Origin of the sequence: [Clostridium] clostridioforme AGR2157 (genome assembly GCF_000424325.1) — a bacterium.
Lineage (GTDB): Bacteria > Bacillota > Clostridia > Lachnospirales > Lachnospiraceae > Enterocloster > Enterocloster clostridioformis_A.
Window position 1 is genome coordinate 47,918 of the sequence record NZ_AUJR01000015.1, and the last position, 17,170, is coordinate 65,087.

At 51.4% G+C, this 17,170-nt stretch carries 16 protein-coding genes, 1 tRNA gene, 1 pseudogene and 1 riboswitch; of the genes and pseudogenes, 13 read left to right on the forward strand and 5 right to left on the reverse strand.

Annotated elements, in window-relative coordinates:
• The first annotated feature begins 39 nt into the window (after nucleotides 1-39).
• Nucleotides 40-152, forward strand: a riboswitch (THF riboswitch).
• Between the two features lie 234 nt (nucleotides 153-386).
• The 3 genes and pseudogenes from G614_RS0108860 to G614_RS0108865 all read left to right on the forward strand — a co-directional run bounded on the left by G614_RS0108860 (nucleotide 387) and on the right by G614_RS0108865 (nucleotide 2,011).
• Nucleotides 387-959, forward strand: coding sequence for a folate family ECF transporter S component (locus G614_RS0108860; RefSeq protein WP_027641682.1), 573 nt, complete (start codon nucleotides 387-389; stop codon nucleotides 957-959).
• A 5-nt stretch (nucleotides 960-964) separates the two neighbouring features.
• A pseudogene (locus tag G614_RS34325) lies at nucleotides 965-1,113 on the forward strand (NAD(P)-dependent oxidoreductase); the annotation flags it as partial.
• Nucleotides 1,114-1,159: 46 nt separating this feature from the next.
• The gene (locus tag G614_RS0108865; protein WP_027641683.1) at nucleotides 1,160-2,011 is read left to right on the forward strand and encodes a sugar phosphate isomerase/epimerase family protein; all 852 of its coding nucleotides are present in this window, start codon (nucleotides 1,160-1,162) and stop codon (nucleotides 2,009-2,011) included.
• A gap of 195 nt (nucleotides 2,012-2,206) precedes the next feature.
• Here G614_RS0108865 and G614_RS0108875 read toward each other — a convergent pair whose 3' ends face one another.
• Complete coding sequence (locus G614_RS0108875) at nucleotides 2,207-3,586, reverse strand: MATE family efflux transporter (RefSeq protein WP_027641685.1); 1,380 nt, start codon at nucleotides 3,584-3,586, stop codon at nucleotides 2,207-2,209.
• 324 nt (nucleotides 3,587-3,910) lie between these two features.
• Between G614_RS0108875 and G614_RS0108880 the strand changes: the two genes are divergently transcribed.
• The 4 genes from G614_RS0108880 (at nucleotide 3,911) to G614_RS0108895 (ending at nucleotide 7,359) form a co-directional block, all read left to right on the forward strand.
• Nucleotides 3,911-4,906: an ADP-ribosylglycohydrolase family protein gene (locus tag G614_RS0108880; RefSeq protein WP_027641686.1), complete on the forward strand. Its 996-nt coding sequence runs from the start codon at nucleotides 3,911-3,913 to the stop codon at nucleotides 4,904-4,906.
• Entirely contained in the window at nucleotides 4,903-5,835 is a 933-nt protein-coding gene (locus G614_RS0108885) for a PfkB family carbohydrate kinase (RefSeq protein ID WP_027641687.1), read from the forward strand. Before G614_RS0108880 ends, G614_RS0108885 begins: the two co-directional genes overlap by 4 nt.
• Before the next feature lie 26 nt (nucleotides 5,836-5,861).
• Nucleotides 5,862-6,545 (forward strand): nicotinamide riboside transporter PnuC, encoded by a 684-nt coding sequence (pnuC, locus tag G614_RS0108890; RefSeq protein WP_027641688.1) that lies wholly within the window; start codon nucleotides 5,862-5,864, stop codon nucleotides 6,543-6,545.
• Between the two features lie 88 nt (nucleotides 6,546-6,633).
• Nucleotides 6,634-7,359, forward strand: a complete 726-nt coding sequence (locus G614_RS0108895) for a GntR family transcriptional regulator (RefSeq protein WP_027641689.1) — start codon at nucleotides 6,634-6,636, stop codon at nucleotides 7,357-7,359.
• Nucleotides 7,360-7,414: 55 nt separating this feature from the next.
• On the opposite strand, the gene G614_RS0108900 is transcribed toward G614_RS0108895, so the two are convergent.
• Nucleotides 7,415-8,974: a putative polysaccharide biosynthesis protein gene (locus G614_RS0108900; protein WP_027641690.1), complete on the reverse strand. Its 1,560-nt coding sequence runs from the start codon at nucleotides 8,972-8,974 to the stop codon at nucleotides 7,415-7,417.
• A gap of 214 nt (nucleotides 8,975-9,188) precedes the next feature.
• Between G614_RS0108900 and nifS the strand changes: the two genes are divergently transcribed.
• From nifS to G614_RS0108920, 4 genes are read left to right on the forward strand one after another with little or no spacing between them, the layout of a single operon-like run.
• Nucleotides 9,189-10,382, forward strand: a complete 1,194-nt coding sequence (gene nifS / locus G614_RS0108905; protein WP_027641691.1) for a cysteine desulfurase NifS — start codon at nucleotides 9,189-9,191, stop codon at nucleotides 10,380-10,382.
• A 57-nt stretch (nucleotides 10,383-10,439) separates the two neighbouring features.
• Nucleotides 10,440-10,877: a Fe-S cluster assembly scaffold protein NifU gene (gene nifU, locus G614_RS0108910; RefSeq protein WP_027641692.1), complete on the forward strand. Its 438-nt coding sequence runs from the start codon at nucleotides 10,440-10,442 to the stop codon at nucleotides 10,875-10,877.
• The gene (gene mnmA / locus G614_RS0108915; protein ID WP_027641693.1) at nucleotides 10,874-11,953 is read left to right on the forward strand and encodes a tRNA 2-thiouridine(34) synthase MnmA; all 1,080 of its coding nucleotides are present in this window, start codon (nucleotides 10,874-10,876) and stop codon (nucleotides 11,951-11,953) included. Before nifU ends, mnmA begins: the two co-directional genes overlap by 4 nt.
• Nucleotides 11,950-13,356 (forward strand): N-acetylmuramoyl-L-alanine amidase, encoded by a 1,407-nt coding sequence (locus tag G614_RS0108920; RefSeq protein WP_027641694.1) that lies wholly within the window; start codon nucleotides 11,950-11,952, stop codon nucleotides 13,354-13,356. The genes mnmA and G614_RS0108920 overlap by 4 nt, the downstream gene beginning before the upstream one ends.
• A gap of 65 nt (nucleotides 13,357-13,421) precedes the next feature.
• Here the strand turns inward: G614_RS0108920 and G614_RS0108925 are convergent, their stop codons facing one another.
• Genes G614_RS0108925 through G614_RS0108935 form a run of 3 tightly spaced genes read right to left on the reverse strand, consistent with a single transcriptional unit; the run spans nucleotide 13,422 to nucleotide 15,806 of the window.
• Entirely contained in the window at nucleotides 13,422-14,159 is a 738-nt protein-coding gene (locus tag G614_RS0108925; RefSeq protein ID WP_027641695.1) for an amino acid ABC transporter ATP-binding protein, read from the reverse strand.
• Nucleotides 14,160-14,197: 38 nt separating this feature from the next.
• On the reverse strand, nucleotides 14,198-15,097 hold the full coding sequence (locus G614_RS0108930) for a transporter substrate-binding domain-containing protein (RefSeq protein WP_027641696.1): 900 nt from the start codon (nucleotides 15,095-15,097) through the stop codon (nucleotides 14,198-14,200).
• A 43-nt stretch (nucleotides 15,098-15,140) separates the two neighbouring features.
• Nucleotides 15,141-15,806 (reverse strand): amino acid ABC transporter permease, encoded by a 666-nt coding sequence (locus G614_RS0108935; RefSeq protein ID WP_027641697.1) that lies wholly within the window; start codon nucleotides 15,804-15,806, stop codon nucleotides 15,141-15,143.
• A 253-nt stretch (nucleotides 15,807-16,059) separates the two neighbouring features.
• Between G614_RS0108935 and G614_RS0108940 the strand changes: the two genes are divergently transcribed.
• Entirely contained in the window at nucleotides 16,060-16,863 is an 804-nt protein-coding gene (locus G614_RS0108940) for a DUF6612 family protein (RefSeq protein WP_027641698.1), read from the forward strand.
• Nucleotides 16,864-16,984: 121 nt separating this feature from the next.
• Nucleotides 16,985-17,073: transfer RNA gene (locus tag G614_RS0108945), tRNA-Ser, on the forward strand.
• The last annotated feature ends 97 nt before the right edge of the window (nucleotides 17,074-17,170 follow it).

Sequence of the window (17,170 nt, forward strand, 5' to 3'; positions counted from 1 at the left end):
TCATATATAGTGTATAGTAGAAGATACAATAAAAACAGAAGCAGAGTAGGTATATGTGCGTTAAGTGCCGGCTGGACAGGGAGTTGTCAGCTGGACGAAAGAGGATTCCCAAAGGGAATCTGTCTGCGGTACATATACCGCATCCCGCTGCAACAGAGATAGATGGAGCGGCCTGTTTTATGTGCAGCCGGTTTACGCCGGCCAAAAGCGTGTATGAAAATCAATGATGCAACACGCACTCGCACAGGGAAGCCATGTCCGGGCATAAACGTGCATTGGATAGGTTTTCGGGGCCGTTTTTTGTATGCCAGGAAGAAAGGTTCCTGCACCTGCCATTGTATATCTCCGTTTGTAGTCCGTGAAATCTGCAAAGGAGGTAATGAATCATGAAGAAATTAGCAGAACTGTTTGGCAGCTCATCCCGGGAGCTTAAGAGTGTCAGGACCATCACTGTGTGCGCCATGCTGGCGGCAGCGGCAATCATCCTGGTGAATTTCCGCATCGAGCTGACTAACACCCAGAGAATCGGTTTTTCCGGCATACCCAACCAATTAGTGGCCTATCTGTTTGGACCCGCTGTCAGCTGTCTGTTCGCGGGGGCGCTGGACATTATCAAGTATCTCATAAAGCCGGTTGGCGCCTTCTTTCCCGGCCTGACGCTGGTAACCATGCTGGCCGGCCTGATTTACGGGGTTTTCTTTTATAAGAAACCATTAAAGCTGACCAGGGTGCTGGCAGCCCACTTCCTGGTCTGCCTGGTGTGCAACGTGATTCTCAATACACTGTGTCTCAGTATCCTGTACGGGCAGGCATTCATGATACTCCTGCCTCCCCGCGTCATACAGAACATAGTGAAATGGCCCATTGATTCCATTATTTTTTACTATGTGGCCAAGATGCTGGAGATGTCCGGCGTGTTCCGTGTAGTCAGGGGAAGCAGGGCCGCCGTGCAGCGGTAGCAGGAAGCGGCAGTCGGGTTCTGGGAGCCAAGACAGTGGCGGAGGCAGTGGCCTATTCCAAGACCGCTGCAGATGCCATGGATGCTTATATGAAAGAAAAGCTGTGAAGGAAAAAGATAAAAAAGACGGGAAAGGGCTGGCAGGCCGGGAATAACCGTGGTAAAATAGGACTTGAAAACGTTTGCAAAGGAGAATGGTCTATGAAACTGAATACAGGCATGAGATGCCATGATTTATGTCCAAAGATGGAAATGGAGAAGCTGTTTGCCCAGGTAAGGGAACATGATATCTGTCAGATACAGCTGGCATTCGGAAAGTCCATCAGCGATTATGATTTTACCACAGGCCATTACAGCTTTGGATTTGCCCGGGCCATTGCCAGAGAGCTGGAGAAGAACCAAATCCATGTGGCTGTGCTGGGCTGCTACATCAATCCCACCAACCCCATTGAATCCCGGCGCCAGGCAGAGGTGGCGCGTTTCATCGAACACATGAAATATGCCAGAATCATAGGGGCTGATATGGTGGGAACCGAGACCGGACGCCTGGATCCGGATTTCAGGGTCACAGAGGAATCCTATACAGAGGAAGCCTACCAGCTGCTTTTAAGGAGCATGAGGGAGATCGTGGCTGCGGCCGAGAAACTGGGTGTTATCGTGGGGGTAGAGGGCGTATTTAATCACACGCTGTACAGTCCTGCCAGGATGAAGCGGTTCCTGGAGGACATTGATTCCCCCAATGTGGAGGTGATACTGGACGCCGTGAACCTGATCCACCCCGGACAGGTGGAGCCGGAGGCACAGAAACGGGTCATTGACAGGGCCTTTGCATATTACGGCGACCGCATAGGAGTTCTTCATGTGAAGGATTTCGTCTTTGACGGGCAGGAACAGCTGTTCCGCCATGTGGGGGACGGCCTTTTCAGGTATGAACCCCTTATGAAGCATGTAAAGGAGAGGAAGCCCCATATTGCCATGCTGCTGGAGAATTCCAGCAGGGAGCGGTATCATGAAGATGTGAAGTTCCTTCAGAAGATTTACGACCGGGTGTAGATGCGGTATGGGTACAGCCAGCCGCCGCCCGGAACAATGGGCCGTGAAAACGGTGAAAAGGGCCGCAAAGCCGGTAAAAATGGGCCGCAAAGCCGGTTAAAAACCAAAACATAGAACACCCCAAAGCTGATAAGAAAAGCTTTGGGGTGTTTTCTGATATAGGATATTCCGGCCCGCTCATCAGGTGCGGATACATCAGGCATGAGCTGCCAGATCCCGCTTCATTTTCCGGAAGGAAAGAATGAACAGTGTTACCGTGGTGCACACTGCTATGGTATCGGCAATGGGTTCTGCCACGAACACGGCAAACACTTTGTTTTCGAAGATGTTAGGCAGAATGTAAATCAACGGTATCAGCAGGATGACCTTGCGCAGCAGGGCCAGGAACAGGGAGGTCTTGCTGTCGCCGATGGCGATAAAGGTCTGCTGGCATGCCAGCTGGGCGCCAAAGAGCAGGGACGCGGCCATATAGATGCGGATGGACCACTCGCTGAAGGATGTCAGGGCAGCGTCATGGGTAAAGATGCGGATATATACCATGGGCGCGAACATGGCCACGGCCCAAAGGGCGGTGGAGTAGGCCATACATGAGGTCAGAAGCAGCCGGAAGGTCCTGCTTACGCGGTCCAGCTTTTTGGCGCCGTAGTTAAAGCTGATGACGGGCTGTGCGCCCTGGGTCAGTCCCTGGAGGGGCAGGAGGGAGAACTGCATCACGCTTCCCATGATGGTCATGGCGCCGACTGCCACATCGCCTCCGTATTTTAAGAGGGAGGTATTAAAGCAGATATTCAGGATGCTTTCCGTGAACTGCATGACAAAGGGGGCTGCGCCCAGTGCAATGGCCGGCATGAGAATTTCCCTCTTGGGCCGCATGTAGCAGGTGCGTATTTTAAGGTAGCTCTTCTTCGATATAAGGAACAGGATAACCCAGGCAGCGGAAATCCCCTGGGAGATAATGGTTGCCAGGGCAGCGCCCCGCACGCCCATGTGGAATGCAAACATGAGGATGGGGTCCAGGATGATGTTGCATATGGCCCCGATAAGCACGGTGTACATACCTGTCTTGGCATATCCCTGGGCATTGATGAAGGCGTTGAGTCCCAGGGCCAGCTGTACGAAAATGGTTCCCAGGGAATAAATCTGCATGTAAGCCCACCCATACTCTATGGTATTGCCGCTGGCTCCGAACATCAGCAGGATGCGGTGGCCGAAGTTGAGGAAGAAGGCAGTCAGGACAACGGCCACGGTTATGAGGGCAGTGGTACAGTTGCCCAGGATGTTTTCTGCTTCTTCCTTTCTGCCCTTGCCCAGCATGATGGATGCCCTGGGAGCGCCGCCCATGCTTACCAGGGCAGCAAAGGCGGAAATCGCCATGATAACAGGGAAGGTGACGCCCACGCCTGTAAGTGCATTGGCGCCTTCGCCGGGCAGATGGCCGATGTACATACGGTCCACCATGTTATACAGCACGTTGATGATTTGGGCTGTAATGGCCGGCAGGGCCAACTGAAAAAGAAGTTTCCCCACGCTTCCCGTGCCCAGGTCCACCTCTTTTGCTTCTTTGTTCTTCTCCATATAAATCACAATCCTTTCGTATTTCAAAAAATAGCCATTTAAATACTATATCTCGAAACATTGGGAAAGTCAACCGGATGGGCGGATGGAAAAAAGACGAAAAATGAATCCTGCCAGAGAGGCAAGAACAGAACGAAACTTGCCGTGATTGTACAAAATATACAAAAATAAGTGCAATATAATGGTAAAACAGTGGGGGGTTATGACCATATGCATAAAGATGTATTTTTATATTGACAGGAATGTCAGATGATACTATAATGCAAATAACAATACAAGTTGTAATGACAATATGTAATAATAATCTTGCCAGGAGGAAACAGTATGAGAGACAAAATTGCCGGAGCCCTTTACGGGATGGCCCTGGGCGACGCCATGGGTATGCCTGCCGAGTTGTGGGGAAGAAAGAGAGTGAAAGCCTTTTTCGGACGGATTGAGGGATTTTTAGACGGACCGGCTGAGAATGATGTGGCTTTTAATTATAAGAAGGGACAGTTCACCGACGATACGGGCCAGGCCCTGGTTCTGCTGGACTCCATTGCGTCCACTGAATATGAACCGGACACAAGGGACATTGCCCTGAGGATGTTAGCCTGGGCTGAAAAGGAGAATGCCTTTGAGAACAATATACTGGGCCCCACCTCCAAGGTGGCTCTGGCGAATTTCAGGGACAACATTCAGGATTCCAGGATTACGGACAAGGCACTGTCCAACGGAAGCGCCATGAGGATTGCCCCCATCGGCTGCCTGTTCAGGCCGGAACAGAAGGAGGACATTGCCAGGTATGTGTACCAGGTGTCAAGAGCCACGCATACCAGCGATGTGACCATAGCCGGGGCGGCCATGATTGCGGAGGCAGTGAGCTCGGCCATTGTGAAGGATGACTTTGAGGAAGTCATGGAGGATGTGTTTGGGATTGAGGAGATTGGTTACGGCATGGGCTGCGAGACCTTCAGTCCAAAGCTGGGAGAGCGCTTAAAGATCGGCCTGGACATTGCCAGAGCCCATAGGGGGGATGATGAGGGATTCATCCGCAGGCTCTATGATGTGGTGGGCACCGGGGTGGGTATCATTGAGTCCGTACCGGCAGCCCTGTCCGTGGCATACTTTGCCCAGGACCCCAACCGGTCCTGCCTGCTCTGCGCCAACATGGCAGGCGACACAGACACCATCGGAGCCATGGCAACTGCTGTCTGCGGGGCATTTACAGGGCTTGGACAGATAAAACAGGAATACATTGAAACCCTGAGGCAGCAGAATGACGCTGACTTTGACCATTACATACAGATATTGGAAAAAGGAAGGGAGAGACTTGCATGAAAACCCTTGTGATAGGTGCGGCCATCATTGATATTATCATGAAAATAAAGCGCCTGCCTAAAAGCGGGGAGGACATCCTGTGCAGCGAAACCATGTCCGCGGTGGGAGGATGTGCCTACAACGTGGCAGGTACGCTGCGGGGCTTTGGCGTGGACCACGACCTTTTCGTGCCTGTGGGAAGGGGCATGTACGGGGATATGATTGCAGGCGATCTGGAAAAACTGGGGTACCGCATCCTTATCAGGGAAGAGGAGTCGGACAACGGTTACTGCCTGTGTCTGGTGGAGGAGGATGGAGAGCGCACGTTCATCACGGTCAAGGGTGCGGAAGGGTGCTTTAGGCCCTCCTGGTTTGAACAGCTGTCCCAGGATTCCTACGACAGCATCTATGTGGCCGGATACCAGGTGTGCGGCACCAGCGGCAGGGTCATATCCGGCTGGATGGAGGGCGCGAAGGACAGGATGAAGGAAAAGCGCGTTTTCTTTGCTCCGGGGCCTGTCATAACCGACATTGACGGGGATGTGATGGAGCGCATCCTTTCAGTGGAGCCCATTCTCCATCTCAATGAGAAGGAAGCCTTTGATTACGCGAAGCAGCCGTCTGTGGAGGACTGCCTGAGGTACCTGCACGGCCTGAACCATAACCTTGTGGTGGTCACCATGGGGGCTTCCGGTACCATGTATTATGACGGCAGCGGGATGAAGTCGGTCCCTGCCTGTAAGGCCCGGGTAAAGGATACCATAGGGGCAGGAGACAGCCATGTGGCCGCCATGATTGCAGGGTATTCCAAAGGGCTGGATACGGAACAATGTGTGAGACTGGCCAACCGGATGGCATCGGGAATCGTAAGCATCCAGGGACCGGTGATGACCAGGGAAATGTTTGAACAGCAGGATTTTGCATCGTATATCCTGAATGGCTGCATATAACATACGAATGTGGAGGGGAAGTTTATATGAATAAGATAAAAGAGTTCTTTCATGATTGGAGTATATTTGAAAAAGTCTGGCTGGTTTTTGTGTGCTCACTGATGACCGTTATATGGTTTATCAACGGGGATACGCCGTTCATGCTTGTCTTAAGCCTTACAGGCAGCCTGAACCTGGTTTTGGGAGCCAAGGGCAAGGTGGCAGGGCTTTGCTTTGCCATCATCAACAGCGCCCTGTACGCGTACCAGTGCCTGGGAATCCCGCTGTACGGCGAGGTAATGTACAATGTTCTCTACAGCATACCGGTCAGCGCCACGGCCATCTATCTGTGGAAGAGGAACGCAACCAGCGACGGCGAGGTCCGATTCCGCACCATGACGCCTAAGCTTATGGCAGGGGTAGCGGCTGCCACAGCCGTGGGAGTATGGGGATATTCAGAACTGTTAAAATACATGGGCGGTTCCTTTGTATTTATGGATTCACTGACCACAGTGGTTTCCGTCATAGCCAGTATGCTCTATTTGCTCCGTTATTCCGAGCAGTGGCTTATGTGGGTCATTGTCAACGCGCTGTCCATCATCATGTGGATTATGGTGTTTGTATCAGGGGATACCACGGCCCTGCTCATCATTGTGATGAAGACCGTAAATCTGCTGAATTCCCTCTATGGGTATATGAACTGGAGGAAAATATCGCAGAAAACAGCGTAATACCCCCTTTTCTCTCTCCAATAAGTTGAAAGAATGTCTCTCTCAGTATATAATGATAAAAACAGCAAGAGTGCGGATTGAGGTTATCATGAGAGAGAAATTAGCCAAATATGAGCAGATCAGGCAGGATATCATACATAAAATCGAGAGCATGGAATACAGGCCCAACCAGGTCATTCCATCGGAAAATGAACTGTGCGCGTCCTATGGGGTGAGCAGGATTACGGTCAGAAAGGCCATAGACGAGCTGGTTCATGAGGGGCTGCTCTACCGAATCAAGGGAAAAGGAAGCTTTGTCAGGGACCATGCGTCGGAGGGACTATCGCGCATCTACAGCTTTACCGAAGCCATCCTCCATCAGGGAAAGACGCCGTCCAAGAAGCTGCTGTCCCTGAAGGTGGAGGAAGCCGACGCGGACATAAGGCGCAGGATGGGCTTAAAGGAAAGGGAGGAGGTCTATGTCATCAAGAGCATTTATTATGCGGACGGCAGGCCCTACTGTATCAATACCTCCATCCTTCCAAAGAAGCTGTTTCCCAAGCTGGAGTTATTTGACTTCAACCACAACTCCCTGTACGAGGTGCTGAAATCCTTTTACCAGCTCTCCTTCACAAAGGCGCGCCAGATTTTAAACGCCACAGTGGGGAGCAGCGAAATCTACGGATATCTGGAGACAGAGAAAAACCAGCCTTTACTCAGAATCAACGCCACATCGTTCTGTCTGTATCATGATAATGAGACGGTATTCGAGATATATGAATCTTATATATTGACAGACATCCTCAGTTATTATGTGGAAAAATATAACACGTAAGAAGGATTCTGAAGAATATATTGTTTGCAATGCAAGGAAAAAGCGGTCCCTGACACTAAGGCAGGGGCCGCTTTTTGTGGAACAGGAGCAGAAGTCCCATGTAGCTGAAGCTCAGGAACAGAATCTGCACTGTTGTCATGATAAAGAGGGGAAGCTCTTTAAGCCAGACGCAGGCCTGGGAAAATGCCAGGTACATGCCGATGGAGACCAGCAGAAGGAGCACTGGCTTAACTATCATGTTGGCGGTATCCCAGCAAAAGGGCACCAGACGCTTCACCGCAAGGAAACTCATGAGGGCCAGGGCCAGTTCACTGACCAGCATGCCCCACAGGTATCCCCGGATTCCGTATCTCGGAATGGCAAAGAGCACAAATGCCAGTCGTATGACCATGGCAAACACATTCTGGAAGAAGGTGGATGAAGTCCTGCCAAGGCCGTTTAGGATGCTTCCCATGGTAGTGGCCAGGTACATGAAGGGGCACAGCCATGACAGGATGGTGATATATGTACCCGCATTCTGGTCGTGGAATACGCTGACGCCCAGCTGGTTCCCAAAGATGGTGAATATGCCGATGCACAGCACGCCCATATAGCAGCTGTAGCGCAGGGACATGGATATCATGGAGGAAATACGGGCCTCGTTGCCGTCGGCCTGGGCTTCGGCCACCGTGGGCAGCAGGAGCACGGCCATGGAGTTGGTGATGGCAGAGGGAAACAGGATGAACGGAAGGGCCATGCTGGTCAGCACGCCGTATACGGACAGGGCCTCGGAGTTGGTAAGGCCGGAGCTTATCAGCTTGTTGGGAATCCATATGGCTTCCGCGCTTCCCAGGACATTTAAAATCAGGCGGTTTCCCATAAGGGGAAGGGCCAGGGCCATAAGGGGGGCAGCGGTGGCGCCAAAGGAAAGGGGGAGGGCCGGTGCGCGGCGGGAATCTCCGTCTTTGCAAGGCGGGAAGAATCCGAGACAGAACACGGTGAACACGGCAGATGCCATCTCACCAATCAGGTGTCCGTATACAGCCAGGCTTACCGTAATCTGGCGCCCTGATTCCAGCCAGATGCTGGCAATGAGGAACACGGCTCCCATGCGTATGACCTGCTCCGCCACCTGGGAAAAGGCTGGTACACGGGCTTTCTGCATGCCGTAGTAGTAACCGTTGATACAGGCGTGGAGGGCTGCAAAGGGGACGGACACTGCCATCACCGGCAGATAGGGGGCGCATCTTGGCTCCAGCAGAAGCTTCTCTGCCAGGAAACCGGCATTTCCATAGATGCCCCAGGCCAGGAGGAAGGACATGCCCATGGCAATAACCAGACCCGTCCTGAATACGGCCCTGCCCCTGGTCTGGTTGGCAGCCACGTACTGCGACAGGGCGGTCTGGAGGGAACCTGCACAGACGGCGAAACAGATGCTGAATATGGGGTGCACCATATTGTAAATACCCAGTCCCTCGGCACCGATGGTCCTGGACATGAAGATTCTATAGAAGAATCCCAGTATCCTGCATATGAACCCGGTGGAGGTCAGGAGTAAGGTCCCGGTGATGAAGGCCATTTTCCTGGGTGACAGACGCTTGGAGACAGGGGAGGATGCGGTCAATGAGTGATTCATAAACGCTCCTGGAGATGGGAATTATTAAAAATATATGATGAATTCCAGGATGTAGAACACAAGCGGCTGGTTTTAAGCGCCCTCATGCTTCATATAATAACAGTAGTACCATATAAAACAAGTATTCCTATTGAAATTGTAGGAATACTATGGTATAGTAAAAAGCGTAGATGAAGCTTTTAACTTCAGGACTTCAGAAAGGCGGATTTTGATTATGAAGCAATTGATTTATCTGGATAACGCGGCCACCACAAAGACCAGGCCGGAGGTGGTGGAGGCCATGCTTCCATACTTTACGGAATATTACGGAAACCCCTCCTCTGTCTACGACTTCTCCACTGAGAGTAAAAAGGCTGTAAACCATGCAAGAGAGACCATTGCCCAGTCCCTGGGGGCAAAGACCAATGAGATATATTTCACGGCCGGAGGCAGCGAGGCCGATAACTGGGCCCTGGTGGCCACGGCAGAGGCCTATGGAAATAAAGGGAAACACATCATCACCACCAAGATTGAGCACCATGCCATCCTTCACACCTGCCAGTACCTGGAGAAAAGGGGATACGAGGTCACATATCTGGATGTGGATGAAAATGGAGTGGTCAAGCTGGATGAGCTTAAGAAGGCCATCCGGCCGGACACCATCCTCATATCAGTGATGTTTGCCAATAATGAGATCGGCACCATCGAGCCCATCAAGGAGATTGGGGCCATTGCCAGGGAACACGGGATTTTGTTCCACACCGATGCGGTACAGGCATTTGCCCATGTGCCCATCCACGTGGATGAGTACAATATTGATATGCTCAGCTCCAGCGGACATAAGCTGAACGGGCCAAAGGGAATCGGATTCCTCTATATCCGTACAGGTGTTAAGATTCGTTCCTTCATCCACGGGGGCGCCCAGGAGCGCAAGCGCCGTGCCGGAACAGAGAATGTGCCCGGTATAGTGGGATACGGCAAGGCGGTGGAGCTGGCCATGGCCAACATGGAGGAACGGGCTGCCAGGGAAACGCAGCTGCGGGATTATCTGATGAAGCGGGTCATGGACGAGGTGCCATTTACCAGGATTAACGGCTCACGCACCAGCCGCCTTCCCAACAATGTGAATTTTGCCTTCCAGTTTATTGAAGGTGAATCCCTTCTCATTAAGCTGGACATGGCGGGAATCTGCGGCTCCAGCGGTTCTGCCTGTACCTCAGGGTCATTAGACCCCTCCCATGTGCTTTTGGCCATCGGACTGCCTCATGAGATTGCCCACGGTTCCCTCCGTCTTACCTTAAGCGAGGAGAACACAAAGGAAGAGATGGATTATGTGGTGGAGCAGATTAAGGATATCGTAGGATACCTGCGGAGCATGTCGCCTTTGTATGAGGATTATATAAAGCACAATGGCGGTGAGAAAAAATAATATACAGGGAAGTGCCTGTATGAAAGATAAACTTGGAACGATTCAGGAGGAATATAGATGTACACAGAAAAAGTAATGGACCATTTTGAGCACCCCAGAAATGTGGGTGAGATAGAGAACCCCAGCGGAATGGGGACAGTGGGAAATCCCAAATGCGGCGATATCATGCGGATTTACCTGGATATTGATGAGAACCAGGTCATCCGGGACGTGAAGTTCAAAACCTTTGGCTGCGGGGCTGCCGTGGCAACCAGCAGCATGGCCACGGAGCTGGTAAAGGGAAAGACGGTCCAGGAGGCCATGGCCGTTACCAATAAAGCAGTCATGGAAGCACTTGACGGACTGCCTCCGGTTAAGGTACACTGTTCTCTGTTGGCAGAGGAAGCAATCCATGCGGCCCTCTGGGATTACGCACAGAAAAACGGTATTACCATTGAGGGCTTAGAAAAGCCCAAGGATAATATTGAGGAAGAGGAAGAAGAGGAGAACTATTGAGCAGGAAGGTAGTAGTAGGCATGTCAGGAGGAGTTGACTCCTCCGTGGCAGCCTGGCTGTTAAAGGAACAGGGTTACGACGTGATTGGCGTGACCATGCAGATTTGGCAGGACGAGGATACTGAGGTCCAGGAGGCAGAGGGCGGCTGCTGCGGTTTAAGCGCGGTGGACGACGCCAGAAGGGTTGCCATGGACCTGGGTATCCCTTATTATGTCATGAATTTCAAGGAAGAGTTCCGTAAAAACGTGATGGATTATTTTGTAGGCGAGTACGTGGAGGGAAGGACGCCCAACCCGTGTATTGCCTGCAACCGCCATGTGAAGTGGGAGTCGCTGCTCAGGCGGAGCATTGCCATCGGGGCTGATTACATTGCCACTGGCCATTATGCGCAGATAGACAGGCTGCCGGGAGGGCGTTATTCCCTGAAAACCTCGGTGACCGCCTCAAAGGACCAGACATACGCTCTCTACAACCTGACCCAGGAACAGCTGTCCCATACCCTGATGCCTGTGGGAAGCTACCACAAGGAGGAGATACGGGACATGGCAGAGCGCCTGGGACTTCCGGTGGCACATAAACCGGACAGCCAGGAGATATGCTTTATCCCGGACCACGATTACGCGTCATTTATTGAGGAATACACGGGCAGGGAGCTGCCGCACGGAAACTTCGTGGACCTGGACGGCAATGTTCTGGGCCGTCATAGGGGTATTACCCACTATACGGTGGGCCAGAGAAAGGGGCTGAACCTTTCCATGGGCCGCCCTGTTTTCGTGGTGGAAATACGCCCTGAAACAAATGAAGTTGTCATCGGTGACAACGAGGATGTATTTACAAATGTGCTCCGCTGCGGTAAACTGAACTGGATGGCAGTTGACGGACTTCATGGAAAGCCCATGGATGTCTTAGCCAAAATCAGATACAGCCACAAAGGAAGTCCCTGTACCATCCGGGAAATCGGGGATGATATGGTGGAATGCCGTTTCCATGAGCCGGTCCGGGCCGTGACTCCCGGACAGGCCGTGGTATTTTACGACGGGGATTATGTGGCAGGCGGAGGTACCATAATAAGATGAAGCGGAAGATAAGAGAAAGCAGTGCCGCGTGTAAAAGCAGCGCGGCGCATACAGGCAGAATGGAACGTAACGGAATGGCACGTAACGGAATGGCACGTAACAAACGGCGGGTAAATGGTCTAGCCGCCATTGGACTGGCAGGCATCATGGCCGCCGGCATGAGTCTGACCGGGTGCGGAAAATATGTGCCCGGCAGCGAGATGAAGGCCAGAATCCAGTCCGAAGGCGGGGAGGCATCCTGGAGCCAGGAGAGTCCGGCAGCCGGTGAGGCCTCAGGTGCATTGGGAGAAGGCGGTGCGGATGAAGGCGGTACAGCCGAAAGCGGTAAGGGTGAAGGCAGTAAGGCTGAGACCATCAAACTGGACACAGAGCGAACCACGGCACCCATGCCTCAGTTTGAGGATGTATCAGACACTGTCTATGTGAAATCATCAGACGGCGGCAGTGTTCGTATACGCTCTGCCTGCGATACAGGGGACGATTCCAACATTCTGACATACGCCAGTCCCGGAACCGGACTAAAGCGTACCGGGAAGGGGGAGCAGTGGACCAGAATCGATTATAATGGAATGCCGGGTTACATATCATCCGGATATATAACCGCCCAGGTTCCGGAGACCGCGGCTGCGCTGCCCCAGGCATGTGTGGACAGCGGGGAGATAACCCTGAATCCTTCGTGGAAATACGCGGAGTTTTCCAAGATTTATTCGGGTGCGGCGGTACTGTACCGCTCCGAGGCAGCAAGCCCCAAGGGCATCACGGTTTGCGTCAATGCGGGGCATGGAACCAAGGGCGGTGCTTCTGTCAAGACGCTGTGTCATCCCGACGGCACTCCCAAGGTAACCGGAGGCACCACCGGCGCAGGGGCTACCTCTGCGGCAGCCGTGTCAGGCGGCATGACCTTTGCCGACGGAACCGCTGAGAGCAAGGTGACGCTGTCCATGGCAAAGATACTGAAGGATAAGCTGCTGGCAGCAGGATATGATGTGCTGATGATCCGGGAGAGCGACGATGTCCAGTTGGATAATATAGCCAGGACTGTCATAGCCAATAATGCAAGCGACTGCCACATTGCCCTTCACTGGGATTCCACCACCAATAACAAGGGGGCATTTTACATGAGCGTCCCCAATGTGGAATCCTACCGGAACATGGAACCCGTAAAATCTCACTGGCAGCAGCATAATGCCCTTGGTGAAAGCCTGGTGGCAGGGCTTAAGGGGGCGGGAGTCAAGATATTCTCCGGCGGCTCCATGGCCATGGATCTGACCCAGACTTCCTTCTCCACTGTGCCGTCCGTGGATATAGAGCTGGGAGATAAGGCTTCCGACCATTCTGCGGCCACGCTGACTACGCTGGCAGACGGCCTGGTGGCTGGGGTGAACCAGTATTTTGGGCAGTGATTCCTCCCTGAGTCGGAATAGAATGTAATAAGGCCCCACAGACAGTGAGGCCGGTATATTTGACTTTATTTGCGTACGAAATTTAAAAACTGGCGCAGCCTTGGATTTTCAGGGTTATCAATGAGTTCCTCAGGAGAACCGTCAGCCGCAATCATTCCGTTGTCCATGAACAATATGCGGGTTGCTACGTTTCTTGCGAATTTGATTTCGTGGGTGACCAGGACCATGGTGGAATCCTCTTCGGCCAGCTGGCGGATGGTATTCAGCACTTCCCCTACAAGTTCAGGGTCCAGGGCAGAAGTGGGCTCGTCAAAAAGGAGGACATCCGGGTTAACAGCCAGGGCCCGGGCAATGGCCACACGCTGCTGCTGTCCGCCCGACATCTTGGCCGGGTAAAAATCCTTACGGTCCAGCATGCCTACTTTCTCTAAAAGCCGCAAGGATGTCTCCTCTGCTTCAGCCTTTGGTCTGTTCTGAACGGTCACAAGCGCCTCCATGACATTTTCCAAAGCTGTTTTATTCTTAAATAGATTATAGCCCTGGAATACCATGGCAGATTGACGCCGCAGGTTCCGTACTTCCTTAGAAGTATACCTGGCTGCGTCCACCCGCGCATTGCCGATCTGAATGATTCCCGTGGTGGGTATACACAGAAAGTTCAGGCAGCGCAGTAGGGTGGATTTTCCGGTACCCGATGGCCCCAGGATGGCCACTATTTCATTTTTCTTTATATTCAGATTAATGTCCTTTAGAACTTCTGTATCAGTTCCGAATGTTTTGGACAGATTTTCTACTGTAACCATCTGTTATTTCCCTTCAACTGCAGATTTTCAGCTGTTATTTAGTGGGTTGCCGTTAACCACTCGTCGCTAATAAGCTGGGATAAATCCTCATAGAACCATTTGGTGATGATTTCGGATACAGTTCCATCATCATGCATTTCTTTTAATACCACGTTGACAGCATCGCGGAGTTCTGCTCCCTCCTCTGTGTCAGCAAACCACCAGCCTACGTTGTTTCCAAACAGCTTTTGGTCTAACATACGGAATTCCAGGTTCTGGGCTTTTTCTGCCTTTTCAATGTTGGTAACTGTATTTGCATAACAGTCAATGCGCCCCAGGGAACAATCCTGAAAGCCTGCATTTGAATCCTCATAGGTTACGATTTCCCAATCATAATCAGGAGCCATGTTCTCAACCGTTGACTGAGCAGCCTGTCCGGCTGTCACTCCGATGGTACATCCCCGTAAATCATCCAGAGTCTTGTATTCGCTGTCCGGCCGGACTATGATGACCTGCGCATCCGCATAGATTGGGTCAGATGCAATATATGTTTTCAGACGGGCTTCGGTAATGGCAAAGCAGTTTGCGGCCACATCCACACGGCCGGTGTTTAATTCCCCAAACAGGGAGGCCATATCTGAAACCTGTTTCATCTCGATGGTCCATCCGGTGCGGGCTTCGATTTCAGCCCAAAGGTCAGCTTCAGCTCCTGTCCAGTTTCCCTGGTCGTCAACCATGGAATAGGGTTCGCCGGTACCGGCAGTCCCTACAATGACAGTGCGGCTTTCAGCCTGTTCTGTATCATTGCCAGAATCGTTTGTCTTTGCATTTTCGGACTGGTTTGCCTGTGTGGTTTTGGCAGAGGCTGCAGGCTCCGGGTTCTGGCCTGAACAGCCTGCCATGGAAGCAGCTGCCAGGGCTGCCGAGATAATAAGAGCGGTTGCTTTTTTGCTTTTCATATGTTTCCTCCATGATGAATATTATAATATATAAGTAAACGGTCTAAAAAATAGCATTGCACCGTTTTTCCAATACTTTCTGAAAAGCCGTGAGAATCAGTGTTATAACCCAGTAAATCAACATGACGCAAGCATAGCACTCAAAGAACTGGAAGGTGTTGGCTCCTTCGATTTTTGCGGCCCCCATCACATCCCGGACTCCAACCAGGAATGCCAGGGATGACATTTTAAAAAGATTAATCAGGTCATTGAATAAAGGCGGCAAGGCAACCCGTATTGCCTGGGGAATGACTATTCTCATTGTCATCTGGAAACCTGTCATGCCAAAGGCCATGGCTGCTTCCCTTTGCCCCTCATCCACGGAAATCAATGCCCCGCGGATGGATTCTGAAACAAACGCTCCCATGTTCAGGCTCATGATGACCGCAACAGCCACGGTGGGAGACATATTAAGGATAAGGGAACTTAGGTTGGCCAGCCCGTAATAGAAAAAGAACAGCTGGGCGGCAACCGGTGTACCGCGGACAAAGGATATCCAGATTTTTAAAACCTGGCTCACTCCCTTTACTTTGTAATAGCTGATAATGGCAAAGATCATTCCGATGACAAGCGAGAAAACGGCACTGATAATGGTCAGGGTCAGAGTCACATTCAGCTTGCCAGCAATATAGGGAAGTGTTTGAAAGAAATAGCTCCAGTTAAATTTCATACCATACCCCTTCATGATGCTTTATCTTTATGTATAATTGATACAGCTTTGAACAGCAGACATATTATATATCGCAAAATGCATGAAATCCAGTTGACAAAATCTATGGGGGAATTGTGCCGTATAGATATTATGAATGATGTTAAAAATGTAAATGTAAGGAAAACGTAAATCCTTCCGCATTTACAAATTAAACCTGATGAGTTACAATGAACATAACACCAAAGGTTTGTTCAAGACAAGGAGGGATAACATGAAATTAATGAAACGTCTGCTGGCAGTGGTGCTGGGAGCAGCCCTGTTATGTCCCATGACCGCTTATGCGGCTCAGTCACAGGAAGCATTGGAACTGTATAAGGCAGTGGAAGCCAAGAACCAGAACATGACGGATATGAACGCCTTTTACGATTTCAAGATGAAGATGACAGGCAGCCTGCTTGAGAATGAAGGTATCAGTCCCATCGACATGCGGCTGGAGATGAATATGAAGATGAATCATATGCAGGACCCGAACCAGCTGCGCTATATGGCCTATTGCCGTATGACGGTTCCGGACAGCGAGCCCATCACCTATTCCATGTATTATATGGACGGCTATGTCTATATGGATATGCTGGGACAGAAGGTGAAGTATCCCATGGCCATGGGCGACATGATGAATCAGGCCATGGCGTCATCCAAGGCCTTCGATGTGCCGGAGGATTTGATTGGGGATTTCAATCTGTGGGATGAGGGCGAGAACAAGGTTATCGGCTATACCATCAACGATGCCAGGATGAACGAGTACATGCAGATGGTACTTGGCTCTACCGGACTTACAGGCATGCTGGACGGTCTTGACATGAAGCTTCACAATATCCGCGGAGAGTATGTGGTTAATCCGGCCGGCGACTGCATTAAGATGCGCCTCAAGATGGATATGGATATGACCATGCAGGGTGAGACCTTCAGCGTGAGCCTGGACGGCGATGTGGGAATAGCGGACCCCGGCCAGCCCGTGGATGTACCTGTTCCAAATCCTGCGGAATATACCGAGATGCAGGCAGCAGCCAGTTAAAGGGGATTTGAGGTCATTTTTAAGATAGTTTGAAAATATGCTGAAAATGTCTAAAAAATTAACGCCAACTACTACACAAAACACGGATTTTAGTGTATAATGCAGTAGTTGGCATTTTTTTGGAGGAGTACCCAAGTGGCTGAAGGGTCTGGCTTCGAACACCAGTAGGTCGGTAGCACCGGCGCGAGGGTTCAAATCCCTCCTCCTCCGTTTGTGCAATGAGGACAGTCCATAAAGACTGTACCTGAAACAGAACACATACCAGCACAATGCCCGGAACGGGCCGTTTCCACGGTCTTTCGGGCAT